The organism is Paenisporosarcina macmurdoensis, assembly GCF_042658845.1.
GTDB classification, from domain to species: Bacteria; Bacillota; Bacilli; order Bacillales_A; family Planococcaceae; genus Paenisporosarcina; species Paenisporosarcina macmurdoensis.
This window is the reverse complement of sequence record NZ_JBHSRI010000002.1, coordinates 437,446-450,685: the sequence shown is the minus strand read 5'-3', so window position 1 is coordinate 450,685 and position 13,240 is coordinate 437,446. Positions and strand designations below refer to the sequence as shown.

Annotated in this window: 17 protein-coding genes; 5 read left to right on the top strand and 12 right to left on the bottom strand. The window is 38.3% G+C overall.

Annotated features, from left to right (window positions below; all coding sequences use genetic code 11):
• Window positions 1-39 precede the first annotated feature (39 nt).
• From ACFPYN_RS02075 to ACFPYN_RS02050, 6 genes are all read right to left on the bottom strand, one after another.
• Window positions 40-252 carry an acetyl-CoA carboxylase biotin carboxyl carrier protein subunit gene (locus ACFPYN_RS02075; protein WP_024535094.1) on the bottom strand — a complete coding sequence of 71 codons (213 nt, stop codon included), beginning with the start codon at window positions 250-252 and terminating at the stop codon, window positions 40-42.
• 1 nt (window position 253) lies between these two features.
• Window positions 254-1,609, bottom strand: a complete 1,356-nt coding sequence (locus ACFPYN_RS02070) for an acetyl-CoA carboxylase biotin carboxylase subunit (RefSeq protein WP_377732242.1) — start codon at window positions 1,607-1,609, stop codon at window positions 254-256.
• A gap of 172 nt (window positions 1,610-1,781) precedes the next feature.
• The gene (locus ACFPYN_RS02065) at window positions 1,782-2,162 is read right to left on the bottom strand and encodes a transcriptional regulator (protein ID WP_377732240.1); all 381 of its coding nucleotides are present in this window, start codon (window positions 2,160-2,162) and stop codon (window positions 1,782-1,784) included.
• 55 nt (window positions 2,163-2,217) lie between these two features.
• Window positions 2,218-2,979: an enoyl-CoA hydratase/isomerase family protein gene (locus ACFPYN_RS02060; RefSeq protein ID WP_377732239.1), complete on the bottom strand. Its 762-nt coding sequence runs from the start codon at window positions 2,977-2,979 to the stop codon at window positions 2,218-2,220.
• A gap of 84 nt (window positions 2,980-3,063) precedes the next feature.
• Entirely contained in the window at window positions 3,064-3,240 is a 177-nt protein-coding gene (gene rpmF, locus ACFPYN_RS02055) for a 50S ribosomal protein L32 (RefSeq protein WP_377732238.1), read from the bottom strand.
• Window positions 3,241-3,263: 23 nt separating this feature from the next.
• Window positions 3,264-3,794, bottom strand: a complete 531-nt coding sequence (locus tag ACFPYN_RS02050) for a YceD family protein (RefSeq protein ID WP_377732237.1) — start codon at window positions 3,792-3,794, stop codon at window positions 3,264-3,266.
• 124 nt (window positions 3,795-3,918) lie between these two features.
• Between ACFPYN_RS02050 and ACFPYN_RS02045 the strand changes: the two genes are divergently transcribed.
• Window positions 3,919-5,130, top strand: a complete 1,212-nt coding sequence (locus ACFPYN_RS02045) for a nucleotidyltransferase (RefSeq protein WP_377732236.1) — start codon at window positions 3,919-3,921, stop codon at window positions 5,128-5,130.
• 4 nt (window positions 5,131-5,134) lie between these two features.
• On the opposite strand, the gene ACFPYN_RS02040 is transcribed toward ACFPYN_RS02045, so the two are convergent.
• Window positions 5,135-6,184, bottom strand: coding sequence for a SepM family pheromone-processing serine protease (locus tag ACFPYN_RS02040; protein ID WP_377732235.1), 1,050 nt, complete (start codon window positions 6,182-6,184; stop codon window positions 5,135-5,137).
• A 139-nt stretch (window positions 6,185-6,323) separates the two neighbouring features.
• On the opposite strand from ACFPYN_RS02040, the gene ACFPYN_RS02035 reads away from it, so the two are divergent.
• The gene (locus tag ACFPYN_RS02035; RefSeq protein WP_377732234.1) at window positions 6,324-7,175 is read left to right on the top strand and encodes a hypothetical protein; all 852 of its coding nucleotides are present in this window, start codon (window positions 6,324-6,326) and stop codon (window positions 7,173-7,175) included.
• Window positions 7,176-7,701: 526 nt separating this feature from the next.
• On the opposite strand, the gene coaD is transcribed toward ACFPYN_RS02035, so the two are convergent.
• Both coaD and rsmD read right to left on the bottom strand, forming a co-directional pair.
• Window positions 7,702-8,187 carry a pantetheine-phosphate adenylyltransferase gene (gene coaD / locus ACFPYN_RS02030; protein WP_377732233.1) on the bottom strand — a complete coding sequence of 162 codons (486 nt, stop codon included), beginning with the start codon at window positions 8,185-8,187 and terminating at the stop codon, window positions 7,702-7,704.
• The gene (gene rsmD, locus ACFPYN_RS02025; RefSeq protein ID WP_377732232.1) at window positions 8,180-8,749 is read right to left on the bottom strand and encodes a 16S rRNA (guanine(966)-N(2))-methyltransferase RsmD; all 570 of its coding nucleotides are present in this window, start codon (window positions 8,747-8,749) and stop codon (window positions 8,180-8,182) included. The genes coaD and rsmD overlap by 8 nt, the downstream gene beginning before the upstream one ends.
• A 112-nt stretch (window positions 8,750-8,861) precedes the next feature.
• Here rsmD and ACFPYN_RS02020 point away from each other — a divergent pair, with 112 nt between their 5' ends.
• Window positions 8,862-9,251 carry a DUF7147 family protein gene (locus ACFPYN_RS02020; RefSeq protein WP_377732231.1) on the top strand — a complete coding sequence of 130 codons (390 nt, stop codon included), beginning with the start codon at window positions 8,862-8,864 and terminating at the stop codon, window positions 9,249-9,251.
• Window position 9,252: 1 nt separating this feature from the next.
• Here the strand turns inward: ACFPYN_RS02020 and ACFPYN_RS02015 are convergent, their stop codons facing one another.
• Window positions 9,253-9,525 carry a YlbG family protein gene (locus ACFPYN_RS02015; protein WP_377732230.1) on the bottom strand — a complete coding sequence of 91 codons (273 nt, stop codon included), beginning with the start codon at window positions 9,523-9,525 and terminating at the stop codon, window positions 9,253-9,255.
• A 130-nt stretch (window positions 9,526-9,655) separates the two neighbouring features.
• Here ACFPYN_RS02015 and ACFPYN_RS02010 point away from each other — a divergent pair, with 130 nt between their 5' ends.
• Window positions 9,656-10,564 (top strand): glycerophosphodiester phosphodiesterase, encoded by a 909-nt coding sequence (locus ACFPYN_RS02010; RefSeq protein WP_377732229.1) that lies wholly within the window; start codon window positions 9,656-9,658, stop codon window positions 10,562-10,564.
• A gap of 191 nt (window positions 10,565-10,755) precedes the next feature.
• Here ACFPYN_RS02010 and ACFPYN_RS02005 read toward each other — a convergent pair whose 3' ends face one another.
• The gene (locus ACFPYN_RS02005; RefSeq protein ID WP_377732626.1) at window positions 10,756-11,211 is read right to left on the bottom strand and encodes a YlbF family regulator; all 456 of its coding nucleotides are present in this window, start codon (window positions 11,209-11,211) and stop codon (window positions 10,756-10,758) included.
• A gap of 89 nt (window positions 11,212-11,300) precedes the next feature.
• Here ACFPYN_RS02005 and ACFPYN_RS02000 point away from each other — a divergent pair, with 89 nt between their 5' ends.
• Window positions 11,301-11,789: a PaaI family thioesterase gene (locus ACFPYN_RS02000; protein WP_377732227.1), complete on the top strand. Its 489-nt coding sequence runs from the start codon at window positions 11,301-11,303 to the stop codon at window positions 11,787-11,789.
• Here ACFPYN_RS02000 and ACFPYN_RS01995 read toward each other — a convergent pair.
• Complete coding sequence (locus ACFPYN_RS01995) at window positions 11,760-13,229, bottom strand: UDP-N-acetylmuramoyl-L-alanyl-D-glutamate--2,6-diaminopimelate ligase (protein WP_377732226.1); 1,470 nt, start codon at window positions 13,227-13,229, stop codon at window positions 11,760-11,762. The two genes, ACFPYN_RS02000 and ACFPYN_RS01995, sit on opposite strands and share 30 nt — an antisense overlap.
• Window positions 13,230-13,240: the final 11 nt, after the last annotated feature.

The following is a 13,240-nucleotide window of genomic DNA, read 5'->3' as shown; positions in this document are numbered from 1 at the left end:
GTTGCCCCCTTGTTTCATCTCACTTATCCCCAAGTGATGTTATTCAAATGTTACTAATACATCGCCTTCATTAACAAAATCACCAATTTGAGCTTCAATTTTCGCAACTTTACCCGCTGTTTCAGCTTCAACTGGAATTTCCATTTTCATTGATTCTAAAACCATAACAGTTTGTCCTGCTGTGATTTCTTCCCCTACTTGTACCACGATATTAAATACTGTGCCTGCCATTGTCGATTGAATTTGTTTCATGTTATTTTTCCTCCTTTTGTTGTTCAAGCCATTGCGGTAATACCGCGGTCGTATAAGTGCCTTCTTGGAATGCTTTTGCCCCTAAAAACTCTTGGAACAAGGCAACATTTGTTTTAACTCCTTCAATCCTAACAGATGAAAAGAACTTTTGTGCTTTGTTTATCGCTTCTTGTCGTGACTCCGAATGGACAATTACTTTTGCAATCATCGGATCATAGAAAGGAGTTACAGTATTTCCTTCTTCATAACCTGCATCTATCCGGATGCCTTCAGTTGATCCCCATTGAAGACTTTTGATATTCCCTGGTGAAGGGAAGAACGTTTTAGGATCTTCAGCATAAATTCTGAATTCAAGCGCGTGTCCGTTTGAATGAATATCTGCTTGATTAATTATAGGAAGAGGCTCGCCCTTAGCTACCTCAAGTTGCCATTCTACTAAATCAAACCCTGTTACTGCTTCTGTTACAGGATGCTCGACTTGAAGTCTTGTATTCATTTCTAAGAAATAGAATTGATTATCTTCATCTACAATAAATTCTACAGTTCCAGCATTTCGATAATTTACTGCTTTCGCAGCATCCACTGCCGCTTGCAACAAGCGCTCTCGAGCTTCTTGAGGGAAATTCGGTGAAGGTGATTCTTCAATAACCTTTTGGTTTCGGCGTTGTACTGAACAGTTACGTTCATACAAATGCACAATATTACCATGCGCGTCACCGAAAATTTGTACTTCGATGTGACGACCACCAGAAATGTATTTTTCTAAGAAGACTACATCATCTCCAAAGTAAGCCTTAGCACGTGTTTTCACAGAAACAAAGTTCTGACTGAGCGCTTGCTCATCGTCACAGCGAATCATACCGATACCGCCTCCGCCACTGCTTGCTTTGAGCATAACTGGATAACCTATTCGTTGTGCTTCTCGAATAGCCTCTTCAATCGTTTGCACACCTGCATCAGTTCCAGGTACTACTGGTACACCTGCTGCTTGCATTGTCTGACGAGAACCAATCTTATCGCCCATTTTATCAATGGTTTCAGGATTAGGACCAATAAAAATCATTCCAGCCTCTTCAATCTTACGTGCAAAACCTGCATTTTCAGAAAGTAAACCATAACCTGGATGAATTGCGTCAACCCCTTCACGCAATGCTAAAGCTAAAATATCATCCGCTTTTAAATAAGATTGTTGGACTTGGCTTGGTCCAATCAAAAATGCTGAATCTGCTTCCTTTACGTAAGGTAGCTCCGCATCCGCTTCAGCATAGATTGCCACTGTTTCAATATGTAACTTCTTACATGTCTCGATAATTCGACGTGCAATTTCTCCCCTATTTGCAATTAACACTTTTCGCATATGTTGTCCCCCTAAGTTGTTTAAACATGAAACCCCATCCTATATAGTCTATACGAAAAATGAAAACGATTTCAACCTTTGAATAAAGAAATATTCAAACTTCACACACAATATAGAAAAAAGCCGTCTCTTTTAAGAATTAATCTTGAAAGAAACAGCTCTATAATGACGATTAATTTTTTTGATGCAGTAATGGACTTTCTGAACATACACGCTGAATTTGCTGCACAAATGTTTTCAATTGTGCATGTTCTTTCTGAAGTCTATTATGCGCTTCCAACAATTCTTCGTAACTAGACATGGCTTGTTTTAAATGTGTATGCATGGGATGTTGGTATTTTTGTTTGGCATGATTTAAGTCTTGTCCATACGTATGTCTTAATGTTTTATTCCATCTAAACCCACAAGCCTGCTTCGTTCGAGAAAGTTTTTCCGCAGCCACTTCAAATGCATGGATTTGAGTGCCTCCGCTTTTCACTATTTCTAACACTGTAGTTGCTAATTTATGATCATCTTCAGTAGTCCATTGATCTTTTCTTTTCACTTCAGTCATATCTTTTTCACCTCGCGTTTTTTTCTACTATATGCGCGAGGAAAAAGAATAGAAGTTATTTTCGTTTCGTTAAGAATTTTTGTACTGCCTGATGATGCTCATCTGCTTCCCAAAGTAGAGAACAAGTTTTGACTTCTTCTCTTATTTGGTTTAGTAGATTTTGCCCCGTCCATTTACGAATCAACATTTGTTTATATGCTCGGTGAACTGATGCTTCTACTTTTTTCATCTCTGCAATAAATGTCTCTAAGGCTTGATCTTTGTCATCTTCGTATACTTGGGTTGCCCAGCCATTGTTGAGCATAGCGGTGGCAGATAGAGGTTTTGCTTGACTTAACATTTGCAAAGCAAGATCTTGTCTTGGTAGCTTTTCAAATAAATAAGTACCTCCACCCCATCCACTCGTAATGGCAAGTGAGCCTTGAATAAAACCACATTTCGCTCGAGAAGATACTAATCGATAATCACAAGCAGTAGCGATTTCACAGCCTCCACCGACTGCGTGACCATTTACAAGTGCAATTACAGGTACAGGGAGAGTTGCGATGTTGTATAACACTGTAGCCATTCGGTCAAGCATAGGAAACGCGTCCTTTGCGGTATGTAACCCGTGGAATATAGACAAATCTCCACCAGAACAAAACGCATCTTCTCCAACACCGGTTATGACGACAAATTTTACGGATGAATCATTATGTACAGCTGAAACTAGTTTCTCGAATCCAACGATGACGTCAAGATTAATTGCGTTACGAACTTGTGGTCGATTAATGGTGAATTTCATAACAGTATCTTCCAAATTAAGAGTGAATGGCATATGTTTGTCCTCCTTGTAAATAGAGAAAAAGACCATCAGAGAGCCATGGTCTCTCTGATAGCCTTTATTTGAACAAATACTGAATTATTTGCTCGCTACTACTTCTTTCCCTTTGTAATGTCCGCATGATTTACAAACATGGTGAGCCAATTTTGATTCACTACAGTTTGGGCAAGCTACCATACCAGGTAGGGATAATTTGAAATGCGTACGACGTTTTCTTTTTACTGTTTTAGAAGTCTTTCTAAACGGTACAGCCATTGGTGGCACCTCCTTACAGATCGTTATTCGTCTGTTTGATCAAAATACTTCGCTAAATCAGCTAGCCTAGGATCCGATTTTTTAGGTTCATTTTCTTTCTTAGCAGCCAGTTCCTCGTCTGTTAAGTACGACCAGTTTTTGCCGCCAGGTATCGGTTGGTGTTCTGCACCTTCCTTAAACACTTGCAAAGGAACTTCAAGAATAATCAATTCTTCCAATACAGGGTCGACATTAATAACATCGCCTTCTACTAGATGAATATCTCCATCTTCTTCTTTGTGTGCTTCTGACCAACTAAAAAGTTCATCTGTTTGAATATCAAACGGATACTCAACATCTTCCCAAGTGCGTGCACATGGTAAAGTTAAGGTGCCTGTAAGTTGAAAATGACAAGTCATTTGCGCTGCACCAAATGTGCAGTGCCCTTTTACATGTACGGGTGAGATTTTCCGGATGTCCGGGTTACGTGTCATAACATCATCCAATTGGACCATTTCGTCAATTGGCATCCCGTCATGGCGATATTTAGATAGTTGATGAATTGCCCATTTCATTCGTTTATCACCTCAAGACAACAAAGTTGATTATATAATGCGAGAAATTAGATGTCAAGATAATTTCTTGTCACTCCTTTTTTTGACCCGTATAATCAAATTAGATAATAAGGGGGTCCCAATCGTGAAAGCAACTGGTATAGTCGTCGAACATAATCCGTTTCATAACGGACACTTCTATCATATCAAAGAATCCCGTAATAAAACAGCGGCAGATATTATTATTGCTGTGATGAGTGGAAATTTTTTGCAACGAGGTGAACCAGCACTTGTAGATAAGTGGTCACGGTCTGAAATGGCCTTAAAAGCTGGCGTAGACATCGTCATTGAACTTCCTTATGTATTTGCCACAGCTCAAGCAAGCGACTTCGCACGTGGTTCTATAGCGTTATTAGAAGCCATTGGGTGCGATGCGTTCTGTTTTGGCAGTGAAGAAGGCACAATAGAACCTTTTACAAACACATATGAAGCTATTACTACACAACAACAGACTTACCAAAACTTGATTAAACAATACATGAAACTTGGTTTAAGTTATCCCAAAGCTTTAAATGAAGCTTTTGCTGAAATAACTAAAGACTCAAACTTACATTTAGTCGATTTGTCAAAACCAAACAATATACTTGGTTATCATTATGTGGAAGCCGCTTATCAAATGAACGCATGTATGAAGCCTTTTACCATTCAACGAATTGTTGCTAACTTCCATGATGATGTTGACGAAAGCCAATCAATAGCAAGCGCTACAGGAATTCGTAAAGCAATTTTCGAAGAAGGATCCATCGGGGAGTTGGCGAAATTCATGCCAAAAACATCACTTGACCATTTATTAACATGGAAAGATTCGGTCGGCGTGTTTGGTAGTTGGCCACAATTTTGGCCTCTCCTTCGATTTACGATTATTCGTTCTTCCTTAAAAGAACTTGCTTCTTATGCAGAAGTGACAGAAGGTATAGAGCATTTAATTTACGATGCCGCCACTAAAAGCGAAACATTTGAAGAATTTATGACCCGTGTGAAATCTAAGCGCTACACTTGGACACGAATTCAACGCATGCTCACACATATTTATACGGGCTTTACATGGGAAGCTTTAAAGTCTCATCAAAATCCGACTTATTTACGTGTACTTGGCATGACAAACGATGGACAGAGCTATTTAAATCAAAAGAAAAAAAGTCTTTCGTTGCCTCTCGTTAGTCGAGTTGCAGCAACAAAGGACTCATTATTAGATTTAGATATTCGAGCGACAGATTTATATCAATTGGGACTCCAATCATCTAAAATAGAGCGCCCGATTGGTTTAGACTATCGCAAAACACCGATTATCATTTAACTACTTACTTTTTCGCTTCTAAATTTTCTAAATAAGCTAGTGCATCATCTATAGTTTTAACTGGCACGATTTTCATTTTCGTGCCAATTTTTTCCGCTACTTCTTGTGCTTCTAAGTAATTCGAACGTAAAGAAGGGTTATTTTTTAAAACTTCCTCTGGTAACTCGTCATCCGGTGCAAAGAAAATCTCGATACCGGCTTCATCTGCCGCAATCACTTTTAAATCAATACCGCCAATTCGTCCAACTTCTCCGGTTTCCTGCATCGTACCTGTTCCTGCCACGTTATAACCTTTTGATAAATCTTCATCTATTAGTTGATTTAGAATTTCCAAAGTAAACATCAACCCTGCTGAAGGTCCTCCAATTTCATCTGCTTTAATTTCCACTTTTGGAGTTGTGCTTATTTCTTTATCTTCCGTAAATGAAATACCTAAACCTGCACGACTTACTTCACTTGGTATAGGTTTTAATTCCACTTCAATTGATTCGGTTTTGCCATCTCTCTCTATTTGTATAGTGACGACATCCCCTACACTCTTTTCTCTTAAATAGTCGACTAAGCTTTGTTGATTATCACTTGCAACTTCATCCATTTTAATAATTCGATCTCCCGCTTTAAGAAAACCATCAGCTGCACCATCTGGTAGTACATTTAAAATAAACACGCCTTTTGTTGTAATTTCATATGGCTTTCCTGCTTTTTCAAATGCAGCTTGTATCGCATTGAATTGAGATTGGGACATGAGATGGAGTTGACGGACATTATATTCCTCATCATCTTCATCGGGATTTCTGACTTGATTCGTTTGCAGTATTTTTTGTTGATCGGATACTTTAGCCCATACATACGTTAATGGCGTCGCTTTTGATAAAGCGATTGTCATTAAACTCATTGATCCTTTATCATCTTCGTCTCCACCTTGTACGCTTACGAGTGGTTCAAGTGGATAAGCTCCTCCAGGTTTTGTGATGTAAGCATCGACAGGATAAAAAGTAGCGCTAATCACTAAAATACAGATTAAGAAAAACCCAATTGTACTTTTCTTAAACATGTTTATTCACCTCCATGATGACAAGCATTCTTTATGCATATATATAGTGTAGCACTTTCACTTTACTTCTGACAAAACGGTTGAAACGGGGAAATTCCACTTGCTACATAAGTCCATTCTATTCATTTGTTGGTTTCTCATGACATTGTTTATTTTAATGCCTGGAATTGCTCATCAAGGAGCTCAATTAGGACTTGAAGTTTTTTTAAAACGATTGTTACCTTATTTATTGCCTTATTTGGTCGTCTCTCAATGGCTATTGTATGAGCTTTACAAGAAAAACAAATGGCAGTCACATGTTAGCAATAGCATTAAAATCTATGCCATTGGTGCGTTTGGTGGGTTCCCTACTGGTGCTGCCACTATATCAACACTTGCACAATCAAACATGATTAGTAAAAAACATGCCAGCCACTTACTAGGTATCTGCCATGCACCTAGTCCCATGTTTGTTGTAGGAGTAGTTGGAGCCCAGTTTCTTTCATCTGCCAATTCAGGAATCATCCTATTGTTAATTTTGCATAGTATTAATCTCGTGTTTTTAGTGTTTCTACATATATTCGTAGCCATGCCAAAAATCGTTAAAAATGACCACATTGTCAAACCAGTGACCTCTCCATTAAGTGAAGGCATTAATCAAACAGCCTCTATTCTACTTTTAGTTGCTACTACAGTAGTCTTCTTCACGACAATTAGTACCGTAATTAGGGAAATCATTCGGGTCATCTTTGACGGGGTTCCTCATCAAGTATCTGTCTTTATTTATTCGTTTTTTGAAATGACCGCCGGATTAGAAATAGCTCATCAATTATTTAAGATGGAAACATTTTTCCCTCTTTTAGTCGTAAGCATTCTTTCCTTCAATGGCTTGAGTATACATATGCAAATCATGGTGTTGGCCAAATCGGCTAAACTTTCTTTAAAACCGTATGTCTTCTACCGCTTTATTCATTTTCTATTATTCGTAGGCAGTTGTTATCTGTTTTTGTAAGAAAGCGCACATACTATTCTATGAGTCTATGTTATATGGTTTTGCCATAGCTTTAGACGTTCATGAACGACAAAAGTTTCAAGTCATCTCTCGCTACTACGCTGAGTCATAGACAAACTAATAGTTGGTCTAAAAAGATACCTGACTCGCGAAAAGCAAATCAGGTATCTTCCTTTGTGAATTAGGAGAAAATTGGATAGTTGCGACGATAATGTGGAAAATTGCGACAATTTTAAAAGAAGTTGCGAGAATAATTCAAGAAGTTGCGACAATAACGTGGAATCCTCTATCTCAAGCTTACTTAGAATCATTTATTCGTGTCTTCGCACTAAGCAATTGATAGATTTTCTTGTTGGTTACTACTCACTTCATGGATTGTAGTGGAAAGCGTCCGACTGCAACGGAAATCAATACTATTAATGAATCAATCTTTTTTCCAAAACGCCTGAAACACTGGATTTATAGAACTAGAATTATATACTTCCTTATCTTTGAACATAAAAAAATCACGCAAAAATCGCGTGATTTATTCAAAACCAAATTTCATTTTCAAGGCTGCTTCCACTTGTTTTGGGACAAGTTCAGAAATATTACCACCATATTTTGCTACTTCTTTTACGATGCTAGAACTCAGAAACGAATATTGATTATTCGTCATAATAAAGAACGTTTCGATTTTTTCATCAAGCACTCTGTTCATCGATGTGATTTGCATTTCGTATTCAAAATCTGAAACCGCCCGCAATCCTCGAACAATTGCGTGAGCATTTACTTTTTTCGCATATTCGACAAGCAAACCAGAAAAAGAATCGACATGTACATTTGGTAATGATTGGGTTACTTCTCTTATTAATGCCATCCGTTCTTCAACTGTAAATAACGGTTTTTTTGACGAATTATTTAGCACGACTACATGAATCTCATCAAAAACAGATGCACCACGCTTAATGATATCTAAATGACCATATGTAACGGGATCAAAACTCCCTGGAACTACTGCAATCTTAGTCATGTCCTTGTCCTTCTTCCTGTCGATAAATCGAAATGATTGTGCTACCATAAATTTCTTTTCTAGACAGTGTAAACGCTCCATAATGTTCTTGAAGGTCTACTCCTTTTTCGTGTTCACATAAAATAATGGCATTATCAGTCAACAAATTTTTCTCGACAAATTGGTTAAACAATTCGTAGTAGCCGACTTTTTCATAGGGTGGGTCTAAAAACAATAAATCAACCCTAGCTTGTCTCTTTTCTAAAGCTTTTATTGCTCGCGTAGCATCTGCTTTATATACTTCCGCTCTATCTTCTAGTTTACACTTTTTTAAATTTTCATAAATAACCGGAATGGCACGTGGGTCTTTTTCAATGAAGATACATGTGTCAATGCCTCTACTGAGCGATTCGATACCAAGTCCACCACTGCCTGCAAACAAATCTACAGCAAGTCCTCCATCAAAATATGGACCAATCATATTAAAAATCGATTCTTTCACTTTATCGGTTGTTGGTCTGGTGCCTGATCCTGGCACCGCTTTCAAAGGAAGTCCTTTGCGTGTTCCAGATATAACTCTCATGAAGTTCCTCCTTGACTAATCATCGGTATTTATACAGTCATGTCTTACTTTTGCGTATGCTTCATGGCAAGAGCCATGATAAGATGCTAAAGAAAGGATGTGTCATTCTCGTATGATTCAACGCTTTATTGAACTCGGAGAAGGTTATAGCGATATTTTTGAATGGTTGGAATTGCTGAAAACGAATGAAAATCGTTTCCACCATGTATGTATTTTCACATCAGTATTGAATGACGTCAAAAAATTGAGTGTTGCTCTAGTATTAAAACCAGCAAGTGAGGGTAATTTCACGCCCATTTATTATTGTCGAGAGGGCATCGAGTACTCTGCTGAAAAAACAAGTAAACGCATCTTATTAGTCGAAAAGACGTTGCAGGAAAGAAATTACTCCCCGCACCGTCTTGAAGTTAAGCATTCATCTTATTTTGCAGAACCAGCTTTGTATCATCAATACCTAACGGGGTTACTTAGATTGCACCACATATTGCCGCCTTTAAGCTAACTTATAAGCCAGTTTTGTAGTCGTATTCTTTCGCTTTATCTGGTTTAGAATTTTCATATTCAGTTTTAACAAAAGGACGGTATGATGGACTGACTTCTTTTACAAACGGAAGCTTTTGTAACTTCGTTGATATCACTTCAATTTGATCGAGGTCGCAATACATAACGACATACTTAAGTTTCCGAGAAATAAATTGGACATGGCCATATTTTCTCAGCGATTTCGCTTGTTTTAAATGATGTACATATACAATTAGCCCTTGTCGGTCATTCATGCGAGTTCCCTCTTTTCTTACTTAAAAGAATACCATACGAAAGAAAACGTTCGCAACCGCTTGAAGCTGACAGTTTGGTATAATATCCTTTATAATAATAAAAGCAAGTTTGCATGAGGAGGAATTAGGCATGGGAAAGAAAACGAAAGTAGCATTCGCAATTGCAGCAGCTGGTGCTGCCGCTTGGGCAGGCTCTAAGGCCCTCTCAAAACCTCAAAAACGACAAGATAAGGAAGCTTTGCAATATGGGCATCCGATTATTTTAGCTCATCGTGGTGGTTCTCAAATTGCACCAGAAAACTCAATGGTTGCATTCAAAAAATCCGCTGAACTTGGCGTTCACGGATTCGAAATTGATATTCGATTAACAAAAGATGAAGAAATTATTGTTTTCCATGATGAATTTATTGATGGCACAACTGATGGTGCAGGACGTGTTGCTGATATGACGCTTTCTGAACTAAAGGCTTTTGATCTTGGCTATCAGTTTTTAAATACGCAACAAGAATATGAGTATCGTGGTCAAGGGGAAACAGTCATTACACTTCGTGAGTTATTTGAAGAGTTTCCACAAATGTTGATTAATATTGACATGAAGGATTCGCCTGAAACGTATGAAGGTAGTTTAATTCCTTCTAAACTATGGCGTTTGATTGAGGAACTAAGCGCTCAAAATCGTGTGGTCGTTACAAGTTTTTTTGATGAACAAATTGATCGTTTCAACTTATATGCTCAAAATACGGTGGCTTTAGGTGCAGGTGAAAATGAGGTACGTAAAGCATATTCTGCTTATACAAGCCAGTTCGGTCATTTGTATCATCCTCGCACTGACGTATTTCAAATCCCTTTGAAGTCAGGTGTTTTTCCACTCGATGGTGAAGGTTTCATTAATTTCTTAAGCAATTTAAATGTACCCGTACACTACTGGACAATAAATGATTCAAAAACAATGGAACGACTATTTCTTGCTGGTGCAAAAGGCATCATAACTGACCGACCTGATTTAGCGGTTCCTTTATTGGCTGACAAACACGCATAAGAAAAAGGATGTGCACATTACTCGCACATCCTTTTTCTATGGAAGAATCTATTAATTTTGCAAGTACCATACTTCTCTTAATATGAGGCATGTCTGAAGCACATCTTGCACCTCCGCTTGCGACCCACAAGAAGCGGGAAGAAGGCAATTCCCAGTGGAATCAAGCTAGCGTGGGCTTCTATGCATTTATATTAAGCTGAACAACCACAAGAACCACCAGTTCCACAGCTTCCTGTGCTACATGAAGCATCTGATGCAGCTGCGAAGAATGGATTGCTAACTGGTACCTTAACTGAGTCAGATACGGTTTTACCTATAATTAAGCTGACTTGATCTAACAAATCTTGCAATTCGTTTTCAGCTATTTTTAACGTTGCGACGCGTTCATTCATATCGAGTGCGCGTTTCTGTACACGAATTGACTTCATTACGTGTTGATAGTCTGGATGATATTTTCCAAAGCGTTGAACGTCTTCATATTGTTCTTTAAGACGTGTAAACGAAGCAATCTGTCTTTTCAACAAATCGTCAGTGTAGACGGCAAAATAAGCTTCATTGAAGTGTTCAACTTGCTCGGAGGATAAGATCATTTGTGTCAAACTATCTCCTTCATCCATAATGGTCGCCCATTCTGATGTCATCATCATCATCGGCCATACCCCCAATCTGTACCTATCATAACAGATTGACTACCGAAAATAAAAGACATGCATTTGCTAAATGTTAGGAGAAAATAATGAAAGAATTATTAATTAAGCAGTTTCAAAACATTATGAACAATTCCTCAGAAGAAGATTTATCTATTATATCGAAATGGATGGATGGCTTTGAGAAGAAACAATCGGGAGAAATGTCCACATATCTGAGTGCTGGATTACATATGGAAAGGAGCTTAACAGACGATTCCTGCACAGTTACGATTCCCATCACCCCTTTTATTCATAACAACCTTAACATCCCCCACGGAGGCATTATAGCCGTTCTATTAGATACTGCTATGGGTGTGCTAGCAAATCATTCACTACATGAAGATTTAGCTGCTGTTACAACGAATTTATCTGTCACTTATTTAGCAACAGCAACTGAAGGCCATTTACATGCACATGCAACTTTGTCTCACAAAGGACGGAAAACGATTGTAACTACCGGAGAAGTTACAGACGATCAGGGGAGGCTATTGGCCATTGGGTCTGGCTCATTTTTCGTTATTCAGCGAAGTCGATAAAGAAGATAATAGTTCGCGAACGGTTTGTTCGTCAGAAAAAGGCAAAATTTGATTACCGATGTGTTGCGTAGACTCATGACCTTTTCCAGCGATACATAAAAAGTCTCCTGGTTTCAAAAAGCGTAAGGCTTGCTCAATAGCCTTTGCTCGGTCAATCTCAATCTGAATACGGTTAGAGTATGGTAAATTTTCAATGATTTGCTGGCAGATTTTTAAGGGATCTTCTGAGCGTGGATTATCCGAGGTTACCCACAGATACTGTGCGTATTGGGCTGCGATTTCTCCCATTTCACTTCGTTTAGATTGATCACGATCTCCACCACAACCAAATACCACAAGTAACTTCCCTGTTGTAATTTGTGCAGCTGAAGAAAGAAGATGTTTCAAAGCTTCAGGGGTATGAGCGTAATCAATGACGACTTGAAAAGGATGTTGAATGATAGATTGGAACCTACCTGCTGGTAAAGTTAGACGTGGCAAAAGAGGCAGGATTAACGACATTGGTATATCCATTTGACTTACAGTCGCAATAGCAGCTGCAATATTTGATGTATTATAAACACCATTAAACCCTACTTCAAATGAATACTCCCTCTCTTCATCTTTCATCTTTAAGTCCATCGATAGTGGTTTTAGTTTTTCCAAGATCAAGTGTTTTTTTCCGAACCATTTAACTTCTTTTTCACTTTGTTTAGCTATTTCAAACCAAAATGGATCGTCTTCATTAACGACGATTTTCTCCGATAAATATAGTAATCTACATTTTGCTTTTTTGTACGCTTCTATTCCTTTGTGATCTTCTAAATGATCATGACCAATATTCAAAAAAACACCTTGTTGGATGAAACAATGGTCCAATCGATGCTGCGCTAACCCCATAGACGAGGCTTCAATAATTACATGAGTTACATTCATTTTTAACAGCATGGCAAACGTTTGATGAAGATGAGTTGCAGACCATGTAGTCAGCGATGGAAAATCATCTATTACTTTTTTACCATTAACAAAAAGTCCTAGAGTTCCAATCACTGCAGTATGATACCCAAGAAAAGTGAGAAGTTGACCAATCATGTGACTTACTGTTGTCTTACCGTTTGTTCCAGTAACCGCAACAACGTGCAAATGTTCAGATGGATTGCCATGAATACGAGAACTAGCATGCGAAAGAAAACTTCGGGTATTAGGTACAATTCCAAAGGCAACCTCTTTAGCATACCCACCGTCTTCACGATTTTCCGAAATGACACATACTGCTCCATTTCGTATGGCTTCGTATATATATATAGCCCCATTGGCATGTCTTCCTTTTATAACGACAAAGACATCACCTGTTTGCACGTCTCTCGAATCTTCTTTAACACCTCTTACCTTTTCATTAAATGACCCATGTAACCATGTACACGGCCAGTCTTTTAATAAATCTGCAATGACAAAAGCCATTGTACCCCTCC

What these genes read in the sequence shown, in the direction of transcription:
- ACFPYN_RS02075 (WP_024535094.1), bottom strand. Translation starts at nt 252, where the DNA reads ATGAAACAAATTCAATCGACAATGGCAGGCACAGTATTTAATATCGTG.
- ACFPYN_RS02070 (WP_377732242.1), bottom strand. Translation starts at nt 1,609, where the DNA reads ATGCGAAAAGTGTTAATTGCAAATAGGGGAGAAATTGCACGTCGAATT.
- ACFPYN_RS02065 (WP_377732240.1), bottom strand. Translation starts at nt 2,162, where the DNA reads ATGACTGAAGTGAAAAGAAAAGATCAATGGACTACTGAAGATGATCAT.
- ACFPYN_RS02060 (WP_377732239.1), bottom strand. Translation starts at nt 2,979, where the DNA reads ATGCCATTCACTCTTAATTTGGAAGATACTGTTATGAAATTCACCATT.
- rpmF (WP_377732238.1), bottom strand. Translation starts at nt 3,240, where the DNA reads ATGGCTGTACCGTTTAGAAAGACTTCTAAAACAGTAAAAAGAAAACGT.
- ACFPYN_RS02050 (WP_377732237.1), bottom strand. Translation starts at nt 3,794, where the DNA reads ATGAAATGGGCAATTCATCAACTATCTAAATATCGCCATGACGGGATG.
- ACFPYN_RS02040 (WP_377732235.1), bottom strand. Translation starts at nt 6,184, where the DNA reads ATGTTTAAGAAAAGTACAATTGGGTTTTTCTTAATCTGTATTTTAGTG.
- ACFPYN_RS02035 (WP_377732234.1), top strand. Translation starts at nt 6,324, where the DNA reads ATGACATTGTTTATTTTAATGCCTGGAATTGCTCATCAAGGAGCTCAA.
- coaD (WP_377732233.1), bottom strand. Translation starts at nt 8,187, where the DNA reads ATGACTAAGATTGCAGTAGTTCCAGGGAGTTTTGATCCCGTTACATAT.
- rsmD (WP_377732232.1), bottom strand. Translation starts at nt 8,749, where the DNA reads ATGAGAGTTATATCTGGAACACGCAAAGGACTTCCTTTGAAAGCGGTG.
- ACFPYN_RS02020 (WP_377732231.1), top strand. Translation starts at nt 8,862, where the DNA reads ATGATTCAACGCTTTATTGAACTCGGAGAAGGTTATAGCGATATTTTT.
- ACFPYN_RS02015 (WP_377732230.1), bottom strand. Translation starts at nt 9,525, where the DNA reads ATGAATGACCGACAAGGGCTAATTGTATATGTACATCATTTAAAACAA.
- ACFPYN_RS02010 (WP_377732229.1), top strand. Translation starts at nt 9,656, where the DNA reads ATGGGAAAGAAAACGAAAGTAGCATTCGCAATTGCAGCAGCTGGTGCT.
- ACFPYN_RS02005 (WP_377732626.1), bottom strand. Translation starts at nt 11,211, where the DNA reads ATGATGATGACATCAGAATGGGCGACCATTATGGATGAAGGAGATAGT.
- ACFPYN_RS02000 (WP_377732227.1), top strand. Translation starts at nt 11,301, where the DNA reads ATGAAAGAATTATTAATTAAGCAGTTTCAAAACATTATGAACAATTCC.
- ACFPYN_RS01995 (WP_377732226.1), bottom strand. Translation starts at nt 13,229, where the DNA reads ATGGCTTTTGTCATTGCAGATTTATTAAAAGACTGGCCGTGTACATGG.